The organism is Desulfurococcaceae archaeon (genome assembly GCA_038845865.1).
Lineage (GTDB): Archaea > Thermoproteota > Thermoprotei_A > Sulfolobales > Desulfurococcaceae > UBA285.
The window spans coordinates 278,283-300,342 of sequence record JAWBQJ010000001.1; the positions used below are offsets into that span (position 1 = coordinate 278,283).

A 22,060-nucleotide genomic window follows, 5' to 3' on the forward strand; every position below is an offset into this window, starting at 1 on the left:
AATATCAATGCACACCTATAGTTGCTATAATAGGCTTTTCGAGCTCTTAATGGACGGTAAGCCCGCTTGTGATTATAGAACCGTGCACGAGAGTGAAGGTAAACTTAGAATTACAGGCAAAGCCGTACAGGAAATTTGCGGCGTAGATACAATGGTAATCAACACCGATAAAGTCGTCCTGGCTATTCCGTTCATATTCGCAGATGAAGAGACCGTAGAGCTCTTTACGAAGTACATGGAAGCGTTGAGAAAGGCTCACGCATTAAACCTACCGGTAATAGTGGTACTCGATGACTGCGATCCCCGGTTAGTGGCGTGCATTGGCGCTTTGCGCGAGGCGTTAAAACTAGTAGCACCGCAGACAGCCTTCATAGTTGCAACATCTGCTACTTTACTAATAGCGTACGCCGAGTCCACGAAGACCTACGTTCACGCGGAGAGTAATGAAGACAAGTACTTTGAGTATCAGCAAGCCCTTGAAAAGGTCGCACACTATCTGAACATACTCGTAAAGCTATTACCAACGAGCAGGGATGGGGAGGTGCTTTTAGACGTTGTCCGGGAATCCATAAGAGGCGTCGTTAACGTCAAGGAGACATTTAACCAGGTAGTAAGCGAGATTCTTGGCTTCCAATTAAAGTTCACTGAGATATATTCAATTAAAGGTGAGCTGGTGGAGTGCCCCGGAAACCTACTCGTAGTAGCCAAGGCGCTCCAACAACGTATCGAAGCCGAAGGGAAACGGGCGTATATTCTCGTCCCAAGGCAGGTAAAGGCTCTTCTAAAGAATTATCTGCCCGAAGAATTTTTAGTCGGGGTTTAACCAAGTGCCCTAAGGAAAATACCTGCATCATATATGTTTTCGTAAACTTGCCTTCTACCATCCCACTTGGCGAACCCTATCACCTCCATGTCACTAGAGTCTATGACAGCGTATAACCCCAGCTCTGGGGGCATTATTTCAACTACGCTTTGCGGTAAGATGTCGTTACCGTACAAGAAGGCCCTTACGCCCTTCTCGGCGACAACTATGGCCGCTTTCATGCCGTGCTTTTCGTAGATCTCTCTGATAAGGCATAATGATGGCGTGAGCGTGTTCTTGGCATAAAGCGCAATCCACGAGTCTTCGTAAAGTACGAACAACTTAGACGGTGAATACCGCGTACCATATATTATGCAAAGATCTCTGCCTAGACAAGTGTACCGTAATCCGCTTGTGATGTATTCCTCCGGGTTTACGCCATAGAGCTCCCTCAATGTGTTTCTGAGCCTCTCCACTACTCTACCCGGAACAACGCCTACTTTAAACTTAGCTACCTTTTTCTCAGAAGGCATATAGTGTACCCGAATAATCCATGTACGTGAGGCCAGAGCCTGATGCAGTTTTCCAACTCCCGTGCAAACTTCAGGTTCCGGTACTCTGTTAGTCCCTTAGAATAGCTTAGTAATTTAGGAAAGGGTTCCGAGATCTCAACGTCATTTCTATGCTTCAGAATGGTGTCTACGACATATTCGTTTTCCTCCGGCGCGATGCTACAAGTAACGTACGCTATCATACCGCCCCGCTCGGCTAGGTCTAGTACGCTGTGAAGTAGCTCTATTTCCCTAGCGACCATTACTGCTAAGTCTAGTATGCTTGTCCTCGATTTCCGTCCAGGGTCCACGGAAACCCGTCCTTCGCCGCTACAGGGTGCATCGAGAATTATTCTACCGAATCTGCGGTTAAGTCTGTGTTTGAGTTTACGTGCATCGCTCCATGTGATTATGACATTATCAAGCTTCATCCTCATAAAGTGCCCCATTAATGCCTTCAACCTATACAACACTAGGTCATTAGCGTAGATGGTTCCGCCTCTTTTCTTCAGGATCTGCGCTATGTACGTGGCTTTTCCCCCGGGAGCTGCACAGGCATCCAGCACATCTCCCTGGTAATCGTGCAACAACAGCAATACCGGGAGGAGGCTTGAAGCATCGCGGTGAACGTAATAGTATCCCTTGAGGTACTCGTGAGTCGCGCCTATGCTCGGTGAAGCAGGGTGTTCGCATACCCAGAACGATTCGGGCGACCACGGTATTTCGACTAGCTTGAATCCAAGTCGTTCGAGCCTGTGCTTAAGGCTTTGAGGCTCTATGAGCAACGTGTTTGTTCTAACTACCGGCTTGACGGGCTTTTCAAACGCGCTCAATAACTTGAGCGTGTCCTCGTACCCCAGCATGTCTATGTACCGCTGTACCATGTAGGGTAAGTAACCGTATTCGAGTGCGAGGTTCCGTGCTTCCTTAGAGGGCTCTACGAAGATTTGCCGGTAGATCTCAGATACCTCTACTTTCACTTAGAGCCTCTCCTCTAGTATCCTCTTCATCAACCTAGCATTATTGAGCATCCAGTGATTGTTGTTGAAGAAAACGTACACCTTACGTGGTGACAACTCTGCAATCCTTTTCGCGATATCCAGTAACTCATCTCTACTGTAGTCGTAACCGTACCAGACCTCTCTACCATGCATTCTGAGGTATATGATGTCCTTGACTGAGACGATCCATGAGGCTATAGGGGCATCTATTGACACGGTTACCACACCGTTTTCTCTACTCCAGTCCTCTACTTCCTTGTTAAAACAAGAAGAGTGCCTGAACTCCACGGCCATCCTAGTGCTCAACCCTGTCTTATCCTTAAACTCGACAATCTTGCTGAGGTTCTCTTCTTTGCACGAGTAATTAGGTGGCAACTGAAATAGGTAGAAGTCCACTAAGCCGTTCATAGCCTTGAATAGGTCATGGAACTTAAACCATATCTCAAGGGCTCTTTCCCTGAACTTCCTTATATGGGTAATAGACCTGTGAACTTTAATACTCCATCTAAGCTTCTGCCCCTTAACCGACCAGCTTTTAACCTGGTTTCTGAACGGAAATCTGTAGAAACTAGCATTCAACTCTACCGCGTTCAACCCGCTTTCCTCTACGTACCAGTCAAGAGACGCTCCCTCGTTCCAGTCATACAGCCAACCCGATGTACCCACATATATGTCGTACTTCATCGAGCGGGCACGCCTATAACGCTGATATGCCTCCATTGATAATTTAATACGCTACACGAACTTAAATCTAGCCGGAGGAGCCTTGGTGGTTTCTGGCTACGTCTAGTGGGTGTATGCCGTTGAAGCTATTCGGAACAGCGGGTATTAGGATGCGGTATCCTGGCGAGCTGGACCCCTTATTAATGCTGAAAATAGGCAATGCCGTGGGTAGGCTTGGATTATCGAGTAAGGCTCATGTAGTTTGCGATACGAGGACAACCAGCCCCGTACTCGCGCTCTCCTTTGGGGCGGGCTTAATGTCGGCGGGTGTAGATGTTGCGTTTGTAGGTGTAGCACCTACGCCCGTCGCCGCCTTCTCAGCTCGCAAGGAGAAGTCTATTGGTGTAAGCATTACGGCAAGCCACAACCCACCAGAATATAATGGTGTAAAGCTATACGATCCCGAAGGTTTTGAGTTTACGAGAACTTTGGAAGAGAGGATAGAAAGCCTCGTTAAAAGCACTAGCTACGAAGAATGGAGTAGGGCTGGCAACTTCGTGGAGGCCTCCAGCATTCTCAAGGAGTACACTAATAGCCTGTTGGAATTCACCGGTACGCCGAGGCCTAAGTGGACTCCAAGAGTGGTAATAGACTGCGCTAACGGTGCAGCATATAGCATTGTTCCCAGCGTAGTGCGTAGCCTTGGCGCCGTACCCGTAACTCTTAACTGTAACCCAGATGGGTTCTTTATGTTTAGACAGCCTGAACCACGTAAAGATGTTTTAGAACGATTTTTACCTCTGTACAGCGCCGTTGAATCCGCCGTCATTTTCAGCCATGACGGTGATGCGGACAGGGTGGCTGTTCTAGATCCCGTAAAGGGTTTTATCAGGCAGGATAGGGTCCTAGCCTTCTTTGCAAAAAAGATCTTAGAGAAAAGGAGAGGGCACGTCGTCGTAAGCATAGACACCGGGTTCGTCGTAGACGAGGTGGTTTACAAGCTCGGAGGTACCGTTGAGAGGTATGTTCTTGGCAAAACGCATGAGAGGGTAAAGGAGCTTGGTTTAAGCTATGTGGTCATGGCCGGTGAGCCCTGGAAGCTCATTCACACGTCATGGGGGCCGTGGGTGGACGGCGTTCTTCAAGTCGCGCTAATAACTAAAATAGTGCTCGAAACCGGTAAGCCGTTTTCAAGGGTACTTGATGAAGAGGGCATACCCGAATACCCGTGGGATCGCCGTAGCTACCTTATAGAGTCGGTAGAAGTGAGGGATGGTGTCTACATGGACATTGTAGAAGACCTAAAAGGCGCCCTCGGGGAGCCCCTTAAGGTTATCAGTATTGATGGGTCTAGATTTGAGTACGAAGACGGCTCATGGGTACTCGTGCGTAAGAGTGGTACAGAGCCCAAGATTCGAATATATGCAGAAGCACGTAGCAGGGAGAGACTGGCCGAGATCGTCAACAAGGTCGAGGGCATTGTGGTCAAAGCAGTTAAAAGAAGAGGAAGTAAGGTGGTAGAAGTAACTATAGGTTAGTATATCAGGGCTTAAACGGAGACACTAATGGAGGAGTGGTTGAAATGGCTATTTACAGGCCATCAAAAAGTAAGAAGAAGGCAATTGAAGACGTGTTAAGAGACCTGGATCCCGCTACACGTGAACTCGCAAGAACAGTGCTCGAAAATATCCTCAGGGAGGAGGCATTAGAGGTCAGCGTGGAGGAGTTACGTAAGTACGTTGAGAGCATCAAGAAGAAGCAATTAACACAGTAAAGTTGCTAAAAAGCACTTTTAAGGGAGTATTGGTAATAATATAGTTCCCGCACACGAGGGATTTTTGTGGGATACAGCGTTCAAAGAACATTTAAGCTTAAAGCGGTAGATGTCGAGTTCACGCAACCGCTAGCAATACTACATGAGGATGACGCCGGGGAGCTAGGCATTAAACCCGGTAATATAGTGCTCATTACTGCCGGCGGAACGCACCACTCAGTGGTAGTGGTGACGACAAGAACGGCTGTTCAGCGCGGAGAGTGCGCGGTAGCGCGTAGCCTACTGAGCGTACTCAGGGTTTCTGAAGGAGAAGTTATTGGCATAAAGCCCTTAGGCTTACCACAAAGTTTTAACGCGTTAAAGAAGAGAATGAGAGGTGAAAAGCTTACAGAAGGAGAGTTCGTTGCCTTGATCAGGGACGTTGTCGGTGGTGTTTACGGCGAGGCCGAAATAGCCGCGTTTCTCCTTAGTCAGCTCTATAACCCGTTAAGCAACGGTGAACTAGCATATCTAGTGAAGGCGATGGTTGAGACGGGGGTTAAAGTAAGGTTCGAAGAAACAGTGTACGATATACATAGCATTGGCGGCGTACCAGGTAACAGCAAAGTAGCGCTCTTAGCTGTACCGATAGTTGCTGCTACAGGGCTCTTAATACCGAAGACCAGTAGCCGCGCCATTACTAGCCCGGCGGGAACGGCCGATACCATGGAAGTTCTCGCGCGCGTGGACCTGGCAGTTGACGAGATCGTGGAGATAGCTCGTAAAGTTAAAGGCCTAATTGCGTGGGGGGGAAGGCTGGGCCTCGCACCAGCGGATGACATCTTTGTGAACATTGAGCGGAAACTTGCAATCGATCCCGAGCAGCAAATGGTGGCTAGTATACTCTCAAAGAAGCTTGCCATGGGTGTGGAAAAGCTGGTTATAGATGTACCCGTTGGCCGTGGAGCTAAAGTACAAGAGCTAAAAGAGGCGGAATCCCTCGCCTCGCTGTTCATCAAGCAGTCCGGGTTACTTGGCGTCGTGGTGAAGGTCGCTATCACGTATGGTGGACAGCCTATAGGCATGTCCGTGGGGCCCGCGCTCGAAGCGAGGGAAGCTTTAAGAGCACACATAGATAAACGAGGTAGTAAGAGCCTTATTGACAAAGCGATTATGCTCGCTGGGCTTGTCTTAGAACTGTCAGGCAAAGCGCAGGTCGGCATCGGCGCGGACGTTGCCAGGGAGGTATTTCTCGAGGGCAAGGCATATGAGAAGTTCAAGCAGATAATCGAAGCGCAAGGAGGAAACCCCAATATAAAGCCCGACGAAATACCTGTGGGAAGGTATAATTATACCCTCAAGTCGCCAATAGAAGGGGCAGTAACACACATAGACAATGCGGCCGTCACGATCATTGCGAGAGCGTGTGGAGCGCCTTACGACAAAGGTGCTGGAATAGAGTTTCATGCAAAGATCGGTTACCGGGTTAATAGGGGGGACCCTCTCTTAACGCTTTACAGTAACAGTGAGTCAAGACTCGATGAAGCGGTCTCGCTTCTAAGGGAGTACCAGCCCATACTTGTTGAAGGGATGCTCGTAAAGACCCTCCCCTAGCGTTTCAAATAAGGCCAAGTACGTCTCCACGTTGCTAGCCACCAGAGCCAGCGGTAAAACGTGAGCTTCTAAGCAAACCACGGGTAGACAGTACTACTTTTTACCCTGATGCGCAATTTACTCACAAAGTGTGGTGTCAGGGCTTGAACAAGGCTTACGATGTAGTGGTCGTAGGGGCGGGTGTCGCTGGGTTATATGCTTCCCTCCGGTTGGCATCGATGGGGTGGAACGTTGCACTAGTTGAAAGTAAGCCCACCAACGCTATAGGCAGTAAAGTTTGCGGAGATGCCCTGGGAGTACACCACTTAAACGAGCTAGATTTAACCGTGCCTGAAGCCGTGATAGATCATAAGTACCGGGGCGTGAAGCTCTATAGTCCAAGTAAGAACTACAGCATCATTGTACCGGGGGAGGGAGTTAGTTTAAATAGGTTAAAGTTCGGGCAATGGCTTTTAAAGCAAGCACTCGATAATGGAGTGGAGCTTCTCGACCGACACGTTGCCTTCGACGTGGTCTTAAAAGAAAACCGTGTAAAGGGTATCAAGGTTAAGAAAGTAGATAGTGAGGTATTAGAACTCGAGGCGAAGCTATTCATAGATGCCTCGGGATACAGGCCAGCCATTAGGAGTAAGCTACCGAGAGAATGGCCGATCTCGGAAAGGCCCTACGTATCCGATTACAATATCGCTTACCGCGAAATAGTGGAGGTGGAGGGGCGTATCATAGACGAGAATACCGCGAATTACGCGTTAATATACCTCGACGTGGAGGCCGCTCCTGGAGGGTATTGGTGGCTTTTCCCAAAGACACCCACGGGTACGGTAGTTAACGTGGGGCTTGGAGTTGTCAATAGCGGAGAATACAATCCCAAGATACAATATAGTAAGCACGTAAAGCCCTTACTTAAAGGACGGACACTTCACGCCGGCGGAGGCGTGGTCCCTACCAGGAGGCCTTTATCCACGCTCATTTGGAGAAACGTCGCGGTTGTGGGGGATGCGGCATATGCCGTTAATCCCGTCCATGGCGGTGGTATAGGTTCTTCTATGCTATCGGCGCACATCGTGTCCAAGTACGCGAGTTCAGCCCTCGAGGTCGGTGAAATCGGCGAAGACACGATGTGGCAGGCGAATGTAGACTACATGTACGCGTACGGGGCTAAACAGGCTAGTTTAGATGTGCTTAGAATGTATATGCAGAAGTTAAGTAATAATGACTACGAGTGGATCATGGAGAACAAGATAGTTGATGGGAGCTCAGTATATGACTTAGGCGTTAAGGGAGACCTGGTGGAGAGAGTAGCGCACTCCATCTCAGTGCTCATAAAACTGCTTGGAAGGCCCAGCCTGCTAAATCAATTGAGGCTTGTAAAGAGCTATATGGGTAAGGCACGCGAACTCTATAGTACACTGTATCCCAGAAATCCAAAAGACTTGAGGCGATGGATACCGCTGGTAGAGGGGCTATTCGAGGAGTACGTAAACGTAATTGGGTATAATAGGGGTAGCCTCGTAAAATGGTAACTTTCTGCTCCGGAGTAGACCTTGCAGCTAAGGAGAGCAAACCTAGCGGTGTCTCGGTAATATCTGTAAACGAAGACGGGCGCATGGAGCTTGTATTCGTAGGTAGGGTGAGGAGAGATGAAGAAATAATAAAGCTACTAGTAGATTACCAGGTAAAGGCCGTCGCCCTGGATTCCCCCTTATCCCTGCCCACAAGTGGCTTTTACAGAGAACTAGATCTCGAGCTCAAGAAAAGGGGTTTCAATGTTTTGCCACCGGCTTGGGAGGCTATGAAGAAACTAACGTTGAGGGCAGTGAAGCTCGCAACTCTTCTCCGGGCTCTTAGAGTAGAGGTCCTTGAAACGCACCCTTCTAGTTGTGTGAAATCTAGTCAATGCCGTTCTTTCGATTCCCTTATGAAGGCGCTGGGCTTAACGGTGCCTGGAACACTAGGCAAGGATGAAAGGGACTCAGTCATTGCGGCAGTCGCGTGCGTTTTTTACCAGCTTGGAAAGGGCTTTTTAATAAGCGCAAGCGAAGGCTTCATAGTTTTATTGCCGAGGATCTGCCGCGAGTAGGTTCTGCCTTAGCACTCTACTCACTAATTCGCTAATGTAATTTAGTAGGATCTTTTCGTGAATTCTCGAGAAGAATTTAACCCACCACGGTATCGAAATCTTCGCGCCGGAAGCATATACGTGCCCACCTCCGCCCAGTCTCAGCGCGATTTCACGTACATTAACTCCCCTGCTTCTAAAGCTCAGCTTTCCGTCACCAGATGCCAGTATAGCCATGTCTGCCGAACGCCTACCTAACAGGTAGGCTGCAAGGAAGCTGTTTTCGACCTTTTCGCTGCTACTAGCAACCACTATTTTCAATCCGTTTATGCTTTTCTCAACCAAGTTTAGCGTACTCGAAAACACTTCAAGCTCTCTTTCAACGTGCTCCACTACCTTTTCTTCAAATTCGGGAGCCCAGTACCTACCAGACACGAATAAGTTCAATACCCGCCGCCTCCAAGAATCCTTATCCCGCCGCCTTACAAGCCTTATGTAGTAAGGCCCTAGCCAATGGTCAAACCTCCACAAGTCGCCTGCGCAAATGCCATCCACCAGTTCCCTGACATAGTCCTCATCTACACTACTGCGCATCGGTTTAGTGTAATTGGCGACGACACCTACTGTGCAGGTCGATTCATCAATGTACAGCTTAACGCCAATGCTTTCTAGGTCGTGGATCCATGTATTTGCCCACAAGTGGTGGTCGTACCAGGAAACATCTATGTTATGTTTTCTAAGAAGGGAAAGATACTCTAAGACGTCCCTGTATACTGAAGGATTTATCCCGAGGTCGAGAATTACTACTTTCTCGTAGTAAGCGGATGCTACTTTGTCTAGTGCCCTGTGCAGTAGGAACGGCTCGGTGAAAAATACCCTGTACTCAGAGATACCCGTCAAGTACAGGTAAAGAGCGGCTGCGCCGATGCCATCTACATCCGTGTGCGCTACAATTGCTTGTACCATCCCGACCACTTAAATGTCTTTCAATGAGCTATTAGCATCTAAGCCTAAAAATGTCGACGATGGCGTGAAATACTGCTTTATAAACCCCTTGTCCCTGATCTAACACAGGGGATCTCCGTGAGCGAGGTTAAAACCGTTAAAGAAAAGCTATTGGAGTTCTTAAAGCAGCAAAGTAAGCCGTTAATGCCTAAAGAGATAGCCAAGCTAACCGGCCTAAACTACAACACGGTAAGAGCGAGACTTCACGATCTTAGAAAAGAGGGCTTAGTTGAGAGAGTAAAGGAGGGCTGGCTCGCGAAGAAATGAGTTCTATGTTTAAATTAATAGATCTAGACTCCTTTTTCGTTATTTAAATGTCCTCACCGTAATTACCCCCTAACACAGTCCCATATTTCGAGGGATTCTCGGAATATAACCGTTTAGAAGGGCACGGTGATAATCGTGGAGAGTTACGGTGTGACACTTACTTGGAAAATGATCAGCGATCCGCTTTACGGGTACGTATACTTTAACACGGAGATCGAAGAGTCAATAATAAATAGCATGCTACTACAGCGGTTGAGGTACATCATGCAATTACAGACAGCGCACTTTGTGTATCCGGGTGCTGTTCACACCAGGTTTCAACATAGTATTGGCACGATGCATATAGCTGGGTTAATGGCGGAAGATATGGTTTCGAAAATAATGTCGCTATACGGGCAGGAAGCTCTAGAAGGATACTCGCCCTTAACACTAGTAGAGGCATCCAGGCTTGCCGGTTTATTGCACGACGTAGGTCACGCTGCCTTTAGCCACGCTTTTGAGCACGAGATTCTATGGAAAAAGAACCTGCCGAGAGAGGTTTCAAACCACGAGAGGATAGGGTTATATCTGGTTAGGCAGCTTCTCGAGGAGGAACTCGACAAGGCGGAGAAACTACTACCTGGGCTGAAAAACGCGCTCTTCTCTCTGCTCGGAGTCGACGAGCCAAAGGGCGTTCTCAGACCCTTCAAGTGGATCGTGAAGGAAGGTTACTACCCTGCCGACGTCTTGGACTTCTTGAGAAGAGACAGCTATTATGCTGGGACCGTGGAATACGGATCAATACTGTATGAGCGTTTATACAAAAACACCTACCCGCTAATGAATGGAAGCACGGTAGCGCTTGTGCTCGACAGAACGGCTCTCGGCGAGTTCAAGCGGTACATGTACGCCAAGGCTAACATGTACGAACACGTGTATTACCACAGCGTGTGCAGGTCTTTCGACAAAATACTTTACGAGCTCCTCAACATATTAGAAGATGAAATGAACTTCACTAAAAGGGTGCTCTCGATAATAGGTAACAACCCGGAGGACTACTTAGAGCTAACGGATGCTCTCCTTTACACGATAATGATGCAGAAAGCTCTACGCGATGATACGAGAGTAGGATACCTGTGCCGTAAGATGCTCATAGAGAGGAAGCCCGAGTGGAAGCGCGTGGGTAGGGAGGTCTCAGTATCGGCGAGCAAAGGGCCTGAGAGCCTGGAAAAAGCGCTCATGCTGATCCTAGACTCCGAGTACAGGGACAAGGTAGTGAAAGTTATAGAAGAGCACCTGGAAGATCGTTTAAGGTCCAGGAGCATAGAGGGAAGTGAAATATGGGTTGATGTACTAGATATAACGCCCTTACCAAAAACCCTCATTTACCCCGGGGGCGAAGTACCCAGGAAGATGTTAACGCTCTACGTCGGCAAGAAGATAGGTAAGAACGTCGTTGTATCGGAAGACATAGGTGTTCTATTAGAAGAATTACCTTTGGAAGTGGTATTTAGAGTGTATACGCTGAGGAGTAGATATAGCGCGGAGCTGGAGCCCTTGGTGACATCGCTGCTAATGGAGGCCGTGAGCAGCTCCCTAGGCATAGACATAAACGCTACCAAGAGGGTCTTTGAAAACATATATATGAGCTACGTAAATAGAGACTACTCGAAGTATAGGTTAACTTTATAGATAGGGAGGTTGCTTCTTGCCCAAGGTAATAGTATACGTTAAGCCCAAATTCGAAGAGTACGAGGTAAAGGTCTATACCTACGATGCCGACGGCAAGCTCGTTGATGAAAGGGTTTTTTCGAGCGTGAAGCAGGTAGTTATAAGAAGCCCCGAAACGAGACTAAGTAAGCAGCTCTTCCACGAATACGTAGCCCTCATAGTAGATGCAGAAAAGCCTAGAATAGAGGTCAGGAAAGAAGGGGTCCTTTACATACACGGATAGGCATGTGGGTGCATTCCATTGCTCCACGAAGTCGGGGGCTTTAGAGTAGAGCGCTCGGTTAGTAGGAGTGGGAAGCACTTGCTATATAGTACGGTGTTCGTCTACAAGAAGAATGTGGGGCTAGTACCTTACACGAAGTGTGTTATCTCCGAGCAGAAGGCTGAGCCGTTATACGCGAAAGGCGATGCGAAGGTTGTTAATTTAAAGACGGAACATGGAGATCTAGTAGTGCACGTCGTCCTCGTCAAGAACCCCATGAATAGAGTTAAAGGCTACATATCGGTGTACAACTACCGCGGGGAGCTACTATACCGTGCAAAGTACTTAAATGGCTTTATCGTGAAGAGTAAAGGTAACTCCATATATGCGTGGGTTGTTAGGCTTTTTCTAGAGGTGGCAAAAATACCTGTTACAGGTACTAAATTGGGTGATGAGAAATAAGCGAATACACGCTCTTGGCCGAGAACATGATTAAGGCGTTTAAGAGGTTCGGGTGCTTCGTGTTCGAGGCCAAGGAACTGGAAAGAGTTAAAGACCTGGTCGTGAAGGCCGAGATCAGCAAGCACGTTGAAGTTAGACTCGTCGACGAAAGGTATCCTTACATATATGCCGTAGTGGTGTCAAGGAAAAATATCGACAAAGAGTGCTTATCGAGAATAGAATCGATGCTTTCGCGCGGCGAGCTACCTCACAATGAGTACAAACGATATAAGAGAGAGCTACTCGAACAGTGTATTCTCAGTATGGAGAAAGAGCGGGTTAAAGAGGTCATATCCGTTCTCGAGAAATACGTTGCAAAGATATCGGGGGGTGTAACATAGAGTGCTCGCGTGTGACTATAACCTATCTCATCCAGAATCCTCGAGAAGATAGTTACGGCTAGGGGTGTCGGAAAGTGCCGGGTATGGAGAGGTGTTTAGTTATTGCCAGGTTCCAGCCATTCCATTATGGACACCTTTACGCAATCGAACACTGTTTGTCAATGTTCAACGAAGTAGTCATTATCGTTGGCATGGCTAGTCAAAGCCATACGCCTGAAAACCCGTTTACAGCCGGCGAGCGCATAGAAATGATTAGAAGGGCCCTTAAATGGAGATCTCACGACCTTTCAAGGATAGTAACCGTTACGTTACCCACGCTAGAAGTCAGTAAAGTAGCTATACATTACATAAAGCTCTACAGCCCGGAGTTCAGCGCTGTGGTGACCCTAAACCCCATTGTTAGGACAATATTTACGGAGGAAGGCTATAAGGTCTTAGAGCCCCCTCCCCACAACAGGGAACTCTATAGGGGGTCTGTAATAAGGCGGCTGATGGCTCGTGGGGATAATAAGTGGAGAGAGATGGTGCCACCACCGGTAGCGAGCTACATTGACGAGATAAATGGAGTCGAAAGGGTTAAGATGCTGTACCGCGAGAGGCTACCAGGCTACTATGCAACAACATAACCTGGTGTTTTAATGCAGTTTACCGATAATTTACCAGTCTTTGTTTGTGATATGTGCGGTTCCTGTTGCAGAATGTCACCTATTTCTGTACTACCGCACGAGGTGATAGTTTTAGAAGAGCTTGCAGAAAACCTAGGAGTAGAAGTACGCTTCGTACACGGATATGTGGTTTACGAAGCCGTTAATGACGTTAACCTCGCATTCAGCTACGTAATGCAACTAATTAGCGACAAATGCCCGTTCCTTAGGGAGAACAAGTGTAGCATACACTACATTTACAAACCATATATATGTAGAAGTTTCCCTTACATTCCTAGGCACGTCAAGTACAGTATCGACGACGTCAATAGATACATAATGGCGTCAGCCGACTACGGTTTGAGCTTGGCGTGCCATGTAGTTAAAAAGGATCGCGAAGTACTTGAAAAACATGCATACTCACCTAATATACTAACGCACTACTTGAAAGGGGAGCGCGCGGCAGCTATAGAGGCCGAGAACGCGAGAGCGATACTGCTACTAGCACTCTCCAAGCTCTGGAGGGACGGATTAGTAGACATAAAGACTAGTAAACCCGGAGCCCTAGCGATTAACCTGTACGAGTTCCTGAGAAGATTTTACCCGGACTTACCCAGTGTTCTAGGAATGGATAAAGTTGCAGTGAGGATGAGAAAGTGGTTCAAAGCCTATTAAACCTAGAAAAAAGCCTCTTCATAAAGTTAGAAATATTGAGAATAATGAGTAGTAGGGAAAGCGTTGATCTATCGGAGCTGGCAGGCGAACTGGGCCTCTATGAGTGGGAACTGGTTGAGTTGGTGAACGAGCTCAAGAACAACTACATGATCGTCCAAGATAAAAGCCGCGTGCTGTGGTTCGCGGGAGATAACCCGTCTAGAATAAAGCCCTGGGGCTGGAACTACTCTTACAAGCTCATAACGGGCTCTACAATGATTAGGGCGAAGTATAGCCCGGTGTGGAGCATAATTGTATCGGAGTGGCAGTATGGGGGGTACGGGAGGCATGGGAGGACGTGGATAAGTAATTTAGGGGGCCTCTGGATGACGTTAAAACTGGAAGTATCACCGCGCACAGCGCAAATACTGCCCATGATCGTGCCAATCGTGATCTGCCGTTTTCTCCAGGAGAAATTAGGAGTTAAAGCCAGAATTAAGTGGCCTAATGACATCATAGTTCGAAATAGAAAGCTTTCGGGGTTTCTAATAGAGGGAGAAGTACTGCTGAGTAAGGTAATCGCATACCTGGGCATAGGCATTAATGTAAACAACGAGCCACCCCTTGAAACGGCAACGAGCTTAAAGTATATCTTAAACAAACTCGTGCCCCGAAACAGCATCATAGCGTACATAGCAGGCACTTTAAACAAGGTCGAAGGACTGGGGGAGTATACTCAGAAAGTGCAGATGGAGTACCTCGAGCTCTTAGAAACCCTTGGTTTAAGGGTTAAAGTAGTGACGCGTAGTGGAACGTACATCGGCATAGCTAAAAGTGTTACCGAGAACGGTGACCTACTTGTTGAAACTGGTAGCGGTTCGTACAGGTTCAGTAGTGGAGAGGTACTCGAATTGAGGCATATAGAATAGTGTAACCTACGCGTATAGGGCCCCAAGGACTCAGACATATATGGTTCTCTTGGAAGGGCCTCCTGTACTGCGAAGTCTTGGAGAGGCTACTAGTGTAGGCTGGGCTTGTTCATGCATTAAAGAGCTCTTTGAGGAGTTAATCACTAATAGTAGGGTAGTGCGGATTGGCTGAAGGATACAAAGACCAGCTTACACTCGACCTGAATAGATACCTTGAGGGGAAGTATCCTAGATCGGGGGCGAGCGTAATCTACGAGAAGGTAGAGGAAACCGAGGAGCCTGAACCCGGTCCAAGTATTTATGAAATAGGACTACAAGAGCAACTAATAAAGGTTCTAGAAAAACGAGGTATTCAGCGGCTCTACAGATTCCAGTATGATGCTTATAGGCACATCTTGGATGGAGATAACGTTGTAATAGTAGCCGGTACTGGTACGGGAAAGACAGAGGCGTTCTTCATACCCCTCGCTAAAAGGATTCTCGAGGAAAGGGCCCAAAATCCACGTGTACTCTTGCTATACCCGACCAAGGCGCTTGCGAGAGATCAGGTAAAGAGATTTATGGAGTACAGCATTTACGGTAAGCTCGGCGTGAACATATATGACGGGGATACTCCGGTTAGCGCTAGGCGCAGAGTAGCTAGTAGTCCGCCTCCAATACTCGTTTCAAACCCTGATATGCTTCACGTGGGGTTAATTTATAGCCCCCACATAGGAAGATTCATTAGAACAGCTGATGTTTTTGTGTTCGACGAGCTTCATGTTTACGAAGGTGTTTTGGGGTCGCACCTGCACCACCTAGTTCACAGAATAAAGCTCACAAGAAACAAGAGTGCACAGTTCTTGGCTTCCTCGGCAACAATTGGTAATCCACGTGAACTGGCAGAGAGCATTTTTGAAGAGAAATTTGAGGAAGTCAAGGGTAGCCCGGCGAGAAAGGGCACTGCAGTGCATATTCTGATTTCAACTGGTCACACGAGTAGATGGAACGTGGTGTCCTCGGTAGTGAAGTTCCTTGCCAACAACGAATTGAGATTCCTAGTTTTTGTTGATAGTCAACAGCTGGCGGAGGTCCTGGCCAGCATAATTGAGTCGAGGTATGACGTGAATGTAGCTGTTCATCGTGCCGGCCTACCCCCTGACGTGAGAAAGGACATTGAGAGTAAATTGAGAGAAGGGGTACTACAGGGCGTAGTAGCAACGCCGACCCTGGAACTAGGAATAGACATTGGAGCCCTAGACGCCGTTCTAATGGCGGCTCCGCCTCCTTCATACGCTAAATACCTACAAAGAGCTGGACGTGCTGGTAGGAGGAGAAAAGGCTACGTAATAACTGTTCTCGGGGAGGACCCCATAGATTTCTACTACGTCACAAAGCCCTCGACATTCTTCGACCAGGAGTTAACCCCTAGCGTTATAGAGCCCCTTAACGAAGAAGTAATAAAGCTACACGTCGTTTCATATACTTTACAAGCCGGGAAAGTGCACGTATCAAGGATTCCACTAGAGTGGAGAAAGGTGCTGGAAAACCTCGTGCAGGATCGCTTAGTTAAGAGAGTTGGGCCATACATTATTCCGGTATATAGAACGGGGCGCGCTTACGTGGCCGAGAAAGGGGGTATAAGAGCGCATGGAGAAGTCATCGAGGTAGTTGACTTGAATGGAGACCGGGTTATTGCCACTCGGGAATTACCGATAGGGGTTTTAGAGCTCCATCCCGGCGCAATATACTTTTACATGAAAAGGCCTTACGAGGTGGTAAAGCTCGATATTACGAACAAAAGGGCGTATGTAAGAGAGGCTACTAGCGGGATGGAAGTCTACACTAGGCCCCTCTACACTGTCAACGTGATGGACTACGATATAATTGACGAGAAGGCAAGTAATCTTGGTGTGCTCTCGTATGCTAAGGTACTGCAAGAAGTAATCGTTAGTGGTTACGTTGTTAAGAATGTTTACAGCGGTGAAACATACGTCTCGGAAACTCTCAGCGAGCCCGTGACGTATAGGTACGTCACACGGGCGACGTTAATCAAGATCCCGCCCCCCGAAGACCTCGATGAGCGTGGCCTAGCAGAGGCGTTCCACGCAATAGAACACGCCTTAATATCAGCGTCGAGGATAGCATGCGGAACCGGGCTGACCGATCTCGGCGGTATAAGCTATTCGAGCGGGGACATTGTCATATACGATACAGCTATAGGCGGTTCCGGGGCCGCGAAACTACTCTACGCAAAGTTCGAAAGAGCGGTAGAAGTGGTTTACGAGCTGATGAGCAGATGCCCATGCGAAGATGGATGTCCAAGGTGCATATATAGCCCATACTGTGGGAACAACAATAAGGTGCTATCGAAGAAGAAGGCCATACATGTACTCCACGAGGTGCTTTCTGGAAGGGCCGTAGCGGAGGCAGGGCCTCTCATAGAAAGAGCTGGTAGGCCTCTAGCATAGCTGACCAAGGCGCTACCCGTAAAGTAAATTAATTTGCTTTTTCCTAGAGCTTGTTTTAGGGCTGTCCATGGATACTGAGGGAATGACAGTACTCGTTACCGGTGGCGCAGGTTTCATAGGTAGCCACCTGGTTGACAAGCTCGTTGGACTGGGCTTGAAAGTAAAGGTCATTGACAACCTCACTTCGGGACGGCTGGATAACATTAAGAAACACATCGAAGAAGGGTTAATAGAGTTCGTAGAAGGCGACTTAAAACGCCCAGAGATGATAAAGAAGGTGGTGAGAGGTACCGACGTTGTATTTCATTTCGCTGCAAACCCCGAGGTCAAGGTCAGTACGATAAATCCCGAGGTTCATTTTAACGAAAACATCGTCGCGACGTTCAACCTACTCGAGGCCGTAAGGCTTGAAAACGTCAAGACAATAGTGTTCGCGTCGTCGAGTAGCGTGTACGGTGAACCCCCAGAGATACCTGTCAATGAAGATGCGCCAGTGAAGCCTGTTTCCGTTTACGGGGCCAGTAAGGCTGCCTGTGAAAACCTGTTACACGCTTACAGCAAGCTGTATGGTTTAAATGTAATAGCTCTCAGATACGCGAACATCGTTGGTCCGAGGCTGAGGCACGGGGTGATCTACGACCTGCTCGTAAAGCTGTTCAGGGACAGAGAGGTACTCGAAGTACTTGGCGATGGAACGCAGGTGAGGAGTTACCTCCACGTGAAGGATGCCGTTGAGGCGACTATACTCACCTGGCTTAAATCCGGCAGGGGCTTTAGCGTTTACAATGTAGGTAACGTTGACTGGATTTCAGTGAAAGACATTGTAGAGATACTACTGGCGAGGCTCGGCTTAAAGGACATAAAAGTCGTGTACAAGCCAGTACTCCACGGAATCGGCTGGCCCGGCGATGTCAAGAGAATAGCACTAGATGTATCTAGACTTCTCACACTCGGTTGGAAGCCTACTATGAGCTCCAAGGAAGCTGTTTACAGCACTGTTGAAAGCCTCTTAGAGGAGCTTCAACTGCGCTTTTAAGAGGCACTTAACCTAGTGTTAGCGTTAAAGTATTTTAACGCTACCACTCCTGATTCTCTAATAACAGGGTGCATTGTAAAGTTGGTTCCCGGCGTCAAAGCGTTGATCTTGGCCGGTGGCGTCGGTTCGCGGTTTCACCCCTATACCGAGATCATTCCTAAACCCATGTTCCCCATCGGTAAGACGGAGAAACCCGTTCTAGAGCTCATCGTACGTTGGCTTAAACGTCATGGGTTAAAGGACTTCGTCTTTCTCGTAGACTACAAGTGGAAATACATATACAACTACTTCGAAGACGGATCAAGGTTTGGTGTAAGAGTAGCGTATTCGCTAGATGAGCAAGAGGGCTACAAGAACACTGGCGGGGCTATTTTAAAAGCCTATAGAACAGGGCTTGCGAGCTCGCGTGGGCTCATATGGTATGGCGATATATTAGCGCCATTAAACGTTAAAGAGCTGCTGGACTACCATGCAGATAAGAGAGCGGACCTCACCCTCGTCATTGCTAAGAGGTACCGCGTACCCGTTGGCGTGGTGGAACTGGACAACAGCTATAGAGTTAAAACCATGTCGGAAAAACCGGAGCTAGACATTTCCGTAACGATTGGAATAGCCGTAGTAGAAGAACATGTATTCAAGTCGGAAGTCGAAGAAGAACTCGGCAGGAACTTCGACTTCATGGGCGACTTCGTGCCTTGGTTAATAAACAAGGGGTACAGCGTATACGCCTATATCTACACCGGGACCTGGTACGATGTAGGGAGCTTGGAGAGGTACAAGAAACTCGATATTAAAAACCTGTCTGTACTCGAGGAATCAATATAGTCAATAAGTCTTTAACGCTATTCCCAGCTCATCAGCTACACTTTCGAGTTCACTTATCGCTAAGGGTATCGTAATGACCGAGGTAATTAGTACTTTTAGCTTCCCCAAACCTTAGGAAAAACTGTTTACTATGGAGTTTCGAGGTGGCCTCTATTTCGGCCTCCTTTACTTTAACATCAAGTGGCGTTTCAACAACCCGTTCCTCGACATCGTAGTCCGTTATCTCAAGCCCTAGTATACGGCCAGGCCTGATAAGACCTTCTAACCGCTACTGGGAAACTAGGTCTAATATTTGTCGTATAGCAGTTCTCTGTAAATATTCCTATCTGGAAGAACCGGTGCAAACGATGCAACTACGTTTTCAACGTGCTTTTTATGTACACCGTTTACGACATGGTATTCTGAGATCGCCGTCTTCAGGGTAGACGTAGCTATACCCGTTATGGAGGAATAGTACTCGAGCATCTCATCAGGCTTCCTTTTATACTCTTCAAGCGCGACTACTAGTGATCTTCTAATAGTATCTAGCAAGTCTTCGGTAACGGTATTTAAAGTAGCAAGTGTACAGCAAAACTCGATACCGAGGTCTTTATGAGTTAAGATGGTACTATAACCCAGTTTTGAGAGCTCTAGGTATACAGGGTGCCAGGTAACAACGTATCCTCCTCTCTTCGCAGCATGCATTAGTTGCGAGGGGTTTTTGTAGTAGTGCGTATTTGAGGCCTCTATGATGCCCATTTTTAAAGCTAAATAGCGTGCGTAGTCCATCGTGCTGATCATACTCGAATATATGGTTTCACTACCCGGCTTGTGAAGTACTCTAAAACCTCCCTTAACGCCGCCACCGACCACCTTGTAGGTTCTGTAAGCTGGGTAGAGATATAGCTGACCTACGAACGGCGAAAAGGCCATGTCCACTAGCCCCTCTGCGAGTTGCCGCGTTGCTTCAAAACTATCCTTGAACACTTTAACATCAACACTAATGTTGTTTCTTAGCAAGCCCTTAACGAAGAACCCTAAAAAGAGGTACTCACTCGAGTACACTATCCCCAGCTTGAGCTCCCTCGCCTTTGCCCTCTCAATTGCACCTCGGAATGCTCCTGGCATGATGTGAACTATATTGACCCGCCCCACAGAGACTCTCTGTATTAAGCCTTCCTTCTCAAGCTCTCTTAGAACCTCTGAAACCCTGCTTTTAGATACTTTGAGTGACCTGTGAATGTAAGATTGGGGAATGTATTTACCTTCAAACTCCGAGAGCAGTTCAATAACTCGTTCTCGCACGCGTGATTTCATGTTTTACCCGTGCAACAAGTAGTACACGGTCTTCCCTATAGTTTTAGCTCCTTAAATGTTTTTAACCCCCAGTTATATAGTTACCGGTGAAATCGAACACGTGTTCGGTGATCATGGTGAGGTGGGTGTACGTGCTCGTGCAGATCGCGTTGATACTAGCGTGCTATGTTATCCCCTACACGTTGCTTAGACACGCAAAAGACCTGTCACTTTACCTGTTCTGGGCCGTTGCAACATCAATTTCAATACTCTTAGCGATAATTAAACTGCATACTAGTAGATCAGGTGATGTAAGATGAGGCTAGAATTCATTATAGTGCTCGTGACATACGTTTCCATGGGGACGATCATAGCCCTTCTTTCGAGAAGATACGGCATTAGAACTCTTCGAGACTACTACGTTGCCGGAGGCATGCTTAAAGGACTTATAGCAGCCGGAACCTATGCCGCGACGACTTACAGCGCCTTTATGATGGTCGGTTTAGTGGGTTTAACCTACGCGACGGGCGTGTGTGCTTTAGGCTTCGAGTTGCTATACCTTGCTGCCACAGTGTTCCTCCTATCTACGGCTGGCTACGAGATCTGGAGAATCAGTAAGCAACGGAACTGGATCACGCCGGCTCAAATGCTCGGCGACCTTTACGGCTCTAGACTGACATCACTAACAGCCGCAGCAGTGTACCTTTTCGCCATGATCCCCTACCTAGCCGCCCAAGTGCAGGGATTGAGAACGGTGTTCAGGTATGGTGGTTTTAGTGAAGACGTCGCTCTCACGATCTCGGCTACAATCACCTATGCGTGGATCGTTATAGCCGGCGTGTGGAGTGTTGCCCTGACAGACCTATACCAAGGAATACTATCCCTTACCAGCGGGATCGTATACCTCATATGGGCAGTCCTGTATCTCGTGCCTTTTCTCGGGCTAGATCACGGCACGGTGTTCAAGCTACTCGGCGAGAACGGGTACCTGGGGGTAACAGACTTCTGGAAGGTTCACGTATTCCTCGCGTACACTATTCCGTGGATTTTCTTCGCCATTACAAACCCCCAGGTGGTCGTGAGGCTCTACATGCCTAGAGATGAAAAGTCGTACAAGAGAATGGTAATGCTGTTCTCGCTATACGGTTTCCTATACACCATCGTTGTTGTTACCGTGGGACTCGTTGCGGCCGGAATAGCGCTGACAGGTAGAATGCCCGCGAACTTGAAGTGGGATGAGGTGACGCCACTATTGCTCGGCTACATGTACCCTCTGCTAGGGTCCTTAGTAGCGGTCTCGATAATCGCGGCCGCGATATCAACCGCTAATAGCATTGTACTAGCTGTATCCAGTAGCATTACAAGAGACCTTTTATCCACGGAGAAGCTCATAGTGGCGAGGCTAATTGATGCCTTTCTAGTCTTAGCCGCTACCGTCATAGCTGCCCAGAACGTCGGGTTTATCGTTGAGATGTCCGTGTTAACGTCCGTAATCTTACTACCCTTAGCACCGGTAACATTGCTCGGCATTTACAGGAGCAGGCTTATAGGTGGAGCTACAAGGACGTCATGCACGCTATCAATGGCTACGGGCGTGTTGATGAGCACAGTATACTCCATTCTACACGGGCCTAGAAAGGCCCTTACACAGCCATTCTATGGACTGCCTCTACCCCTCTGGACTCTCTTGATTTCAACGGGCATACTACTAATAGGCCACTTAATAGACATTTTAACTAAGCGTTAGTAGCATAAGCACATAGAGATTTCGCTTTTAC

General features: G+C 47.9%; 24 protein-coding genes. 19 read left to right on the top strand and 5 right to left on the bottom strand.

The features are described 5' to 3' along the window. Positions 1 to 49 precede the first annotated feature (49 nt). Positions 50 to 823 carry a hypothetical protein gene (locus QXU03_01405; protein ID MEM2170404.1) on the top strand — a complete coding sequence of 258 codons (774 nt, stop codon included), beginning with the start codon at positions 50 to 52 and terminating at the stop codon, positions 821 to 823. Here QXU03_01405 and QXU03_01410 read toward each other — a convergent pair. From QXU03_01410 to QXU03_01420, 3 genes are read right to left on the bottom strand one after another with little or no spacing between them, the layout of a single operon-like run. Beyond that, complete coding sequence (locus QXU03_01410; protein MEM2170405.1) at positions 820 to 1,335, bottom strand: hypothetical protein; 516 nt, start codon at positions 1,333 to 1,335, stop codon at positions 820 to 822. The genes QXU03_01405 and QXU03_01410 overlap by 4 nt on opposite strands. Further along, positions 1,314 to 2,333, bottom strand: a complete 1,020-nt coding sequence (locus QXU03_01415; protein MEM2170406.1) for an RsmB/NOP family class I SAM-dependent RNA methyltransferase — start codon at positions 2,331 to 2,333, stop codon at positions 1,314 to 1,316. Before QXU03_01415 ends, QXU03_01410 begins: the two co-directional genes overlap by 22 nt. Next, complete coding sequence (locus QXU03_01420) at positions 2,334 to 3,038, bottom strand: DUF72 domain-containing protein (GenBank protein MEM2170407.1); 705 nt, start codon at positions 3,036 to 3,038, stop codon at positions 2,334 to 2,336. It lies immediately after the preceding gene. A 113-nt stretch (positions 3,039 to 3,151) separates the two neighbouring features. Between QXU03_01420 and QXU03_01425 the strand changes: the two genes are divergently transcribed. The 5 genes from QXU03_01425 (at position 3,152) to QXU03_01445 (ending at position 8,464) form a co-directional block, all read left to right on the top strand. Next, the gene (locus QXU03_01425; GenBank protein ID MEM2170408.1) at positions 3,152 to 4,555 is read left to right on the top strand and encodes a phosphoglucomutase; all 1,404 of its coding nucleotides are present in this window, start codon (positions 3,152 to 3,154) and stop codon (positions 4,553 to 4,555) included. A gap of 44 nt (positions 4,556 to 4,599) precedes the next feature. Then, positions 4,600 to 4,791 carry a hypothetical protein gene (locus QXU03_01430; protein ID MEM2170409.1) on the top strand — a complete coding sequence of 64 codons (192 nt, stop codon included), beginning with the start codon at positions 4,600 to 4,602 and terminating at the stop codon, positions 4,789 to 4,791. A gap of 66 nt (positions 4,792 to 4,857) precedes the next feature. Further along, positions 4,858 to 6,384: an AMP phosphorylase gene (locus QXU03_01435; protein ID MEM2170410.1), complete on the top strand. Its 1,527-nt coding sequence runs from the start codon at positions 4,858 to 4,860 to the stop codon at positions 6,382 to 6,384. 143 nt (positions 6,385 to 6,527) lie between these two features. Further along, a complete protein-coding gene (locus QXU03_01440; protein ID MEM2170411.1) occupies positions 6,528 to 7,907 on the top strand; it encodes an NAD(P)/FAD-dependent oxidoreductase in 1,380 nt (459 codons plus the stop codon). After that, a complete protein-coding gene (locus tag QXU03_01445; protein ID MEM2170412.1) occupies positions 7,901 to 8,464 on the top strand; it encodes a DUF429 domain-containing protein in 564 nt (187 codons plus the stop codon). The genes QXU03_01440 and QXU03_01445 overlap by 7 nt, the downstream gene beginning before the upstream one ends. On the opposite strand, the gene QXU03_01450 is transcribed toward QXU03_01445, so the two are convergent. Beyond that, positions 8,438 to 9,409 carry a DHHA1 domain-containing protein gene (locus QXU03_01450; GenBank protein ID MEM2170413.1) on the bottom strand — a complete coding sequence of 324 codons (972 nt, stop codon included), beginning with the start codon at positions 9,407 to 9,409 and terminating at the stop codon, positions 8,438 to 8,440. The two genes, QXU03_01445 and QXU03_01450, sit on opposite strands and share 27 nt — an antisense overlap. Before the next feature lie 117 nt (positions 9,410 to 9,526). On the opposite strand from QXU03_01450, the gene QXU03_01455 reads away from it, so the two are divergent. From QXU03_01455 to QXU03_01505, 11 genes are all read left to right on the top strand, one after another. Then, positions 9,527 to 9,715 carry a helix-turn-helix domain-containing protein gene (locus QXU03_01455; protein MEM2170414.1) on the top strand — a complete coding sequence of 63 codons (189 nt, stop codon included), beginning with the start codon at positions 9,527 to 9,529 and terminating at the stop codon, positions 9,713 to 9,715. Between the two features lie 135 nt (positions 9,716 to 9,850). Next, positions 9,851 to 11,386 (top strand): HD domain-containing protein, encoded by a 1,536-nt coding sequence (locus QXU03_01460; GenBank protein ID MEM2170415.1) that lies wholly within the window; start codon positions 9,851 to 9,853, stop codon positions 11,384 to 11,386. A 16-nt stretch (positions 11,387 to 11,402) separates the two neighbouring features. Further along, positions 11,403 to 11,648 (top strand): hypothetical protein, encoded by a 246-nt coding sequence (locus QXU03_01465; protein MEM2170416.1) that lies wholly within the window; start codon positions 11,403 to 11,405, stop codon positions 11,646 to 11,648. A gap of 18 nt (positions 11,649 to 11,666) precedes the next feature. Further along, on the top strand, positions 11,667 to 12,089 hold the full coding sequence (locus QXU03_01470) for a hypothetical protein (protein MEM2170417.1): 423 nt from the start codon (positions 11,667 to 11,669) through the stop codon (positions 12,087 to 12,089). Positions 12,090 to 12,103: 14 nt separating this feature from the next. Further along, the gene (locus QXU03_01475) at positions 12,104 to 12,469 is read left to right on the top strand and encodes a hypothetical protein (GenBank protein ID MEM2170418.1); all 366 of its coding nucleotides are present in this window, start codon (positions 12,104 to 12,106) and stop codon (positions 12,467 to 12,469) included. An 83-nt stretch (positions 12,470 to 12,552) separates the two neighbouring features. Next, positions 12,553 to 13,095 carry a nicotinamide-nucleotide adenylyltransferase gene (locus tag QXU03_01480; protein MEM2170419.1) on the top strand — a complete coding sequence of 181 codons (543 nt, stop codon included), beginning with the start codon at positions 12,553 to 12,555 and terminating at the stop codon, positions 13,093 to 13,095. 51 nt (positions 13,096 to 13,146) lie between these two features. Next, positions 13,147 to 13,788: a YkgJ family cysteine cluster protein gene (locus tag QXU03_01485; GenBank protein ID MEM2170420.1), complete on the top strand. Its 642-nt coding sequence runs from the start codon at positions 13,147 to 13,149 to the stop codon at positions 13,786 to 13,788. Then, positions 13,770 to 14,696: a biotin--[acetyl-CoA-carboxylase] ligase gene (locus QXU03_01490; GenBank protein MEM2170421.1), complete on the top strand. Its 927-nt coding sequence runs from the start codon at positions 13,770 to 13,772 to the stop codon at positions 14,694 to 14,696. The genes QXU03_01485 and QXU03_01490 overlap by 19 nt, the downstream gene beginning before the upstream one ends. A gap of 164 nt (positions 14,697 to 14,860) precedes the next feature. Further along, positions 14,861 to 17,146, top strand: coding sequence for a DEAD/DEAH box helicase (locus QXU03_01495; protein ID MEM2170422.1), 2,286 nt, complete (start codon positions 14,861 to 14,863; stop codon positions 17,144 to 17,146). Between the two features lie 67 nt (positions 17,147 to 17,213). Then, a complete protein-coding gene (locus QXU03_01500; GenBank protein ID MEM2170423.1) occupies positions 17,214 to 18,182 on the top strand; it encodes an SDR family NAD(P)-dependent oxidoreductase in 969 nt (322 codons plus the stop codon). Positions 18,183 to 18,263: 81 nt separating this feature from the next. Next, positions 18,264 to 19,007 (top strand): nucleotidyltransferase family protein, encoded by a 744-nt coding sequence (locus QXU03_01505; protein ID MEM2170424.1) that lies wholly within the window; start codon positions 18,264 to 18,266, stop codon positions 19,005 to 19,007. A 285-nt stretch (positions 19,008 to 19,292) separates the two neighbouring features. On the opposite strand, the gene QXU03_01510 is transcribed toward QXU03_01505, so the two are convergent. Then, positions 19,293 to 20,303 (bottom strand): transcriptional regulator, encoded by a 1,011-nt coding sequence (locus QXU03_01510; protein MEM2170425.1) that lies wholly within the window; start codon positions 20,301 to 20,303, stop codon positions 19,293 to 19,295. 86 nt (positions 20,304 to 20,389) lie between these two features. Between QXU03_01510 and QXU03_01515 the strand changes: the two genes are divergently transcribed. After that, complete coding sequence (locus tag QXU03_01515; GenBank protein MEM2170426.1) at positions 20,390 to 20,602, top strand: hypothetical protein; 213 nt, start codon at positions 20,390 to 20,392, stop codon at positions 20,600 to 20,602. After that, positions 20,599 to 22,029 carry a sodium:solute symporter family protein gene (locus tag QXU03_01520; GenBank protein MEM2170427.1) on the top strand — a complete coding sequence of 477 codons (1,431 nt, stop codon included), beginning with the start codon at positions 20,599 to 20,601 and terminating at the stop codon, positions 22,027 to 22,029. Before QXU03_01515 ends, QXU03_01520 begins: the two co-directional genes overlap by 4 nt. Positions 22,030 to 22,060 lie beyond the last annotated feature (31 nt).

Coding starts and splice junctions, on each gene's coding strand:
- QXU03_01430 (MEM2170409.1), top strand. CDS start 4,600: ATGGCTATTTACAGGCCATCAAAAAGTAAGAAGAAGGCAATTGAAGAC.
- QXU03_01485 (MEM2170420.1), top strand. CDS start 13,147: ATGTGCGGTTCCTGTTGCAGAATGTCACCTATTTCTGTACTACCGCAC.
- QXU03_01500 (MEM2170423.1), top strand. CDS start 17,214: ATGGATACTGAGGGAATGACAGTACTCGTTACCGGTGGCGCAGGTTTC.
- QXU03_01520 (MEM2170427.1), top strand. CDS start 20,599: ATGAGGCTAGAATTCATTATAGTGCTCGTGACATACGTTTCCATGGGG.
- QXU03_01480 (MEM2170419.1), top strand. CDS start 12,553: ATGGAGAGGTGTTTAGTTATTGCCAGGTTCCAGCCATTCCATTATGGA.
- QXU03_01425 (MEM2170408.1), top strand. CDS start 3,152: ATGCCGTTGAAGCTATTCGGAACAGCGGGTATTAGGATGCGGTATCCT.
- QXU03_01445 (MEM2170412.1), top strand. CDS start 7,901: ATGGTAACTTTCTGCTCCGGAGTAGACCTTGCAGCTAAGGAGAGCAAA.
- QXU03_01420 (MEM2170407.1), bottom strand. CDS start 3,038: ATGAAGTACGACATATATGTGGGTACATCGGGTTGGCTGTATGACTGG.
- QXU03_01410 (MEM2170405.1), bottom strand. CDS start 1,335: ATGCCTTCTGAGAAAAAGGTAGCTAAGTTTAAAGTAGGCGTTGTTCCG.
- QXU03_01405 (MEM2170404.1), top strand. CDS start 50: ATGGACGGTAAGCCCGCTTGTGATTATAGAACCGTGCACGAGAGTGAA.
- QXU03_01510 (MEM2170425.1), bottom strand. CDS start 20,303: ATGAAATCACGCGTGCGAGAACGAGTTATTGAACTGCTCTCGGAGTTT.
- QXU03_01450 (MEM2170413.1), bottom strand. CDS start 9,409: ATGGTACAAGCAATTGTAGCGCACACGGATGTAGATGGCATCGGCGCA.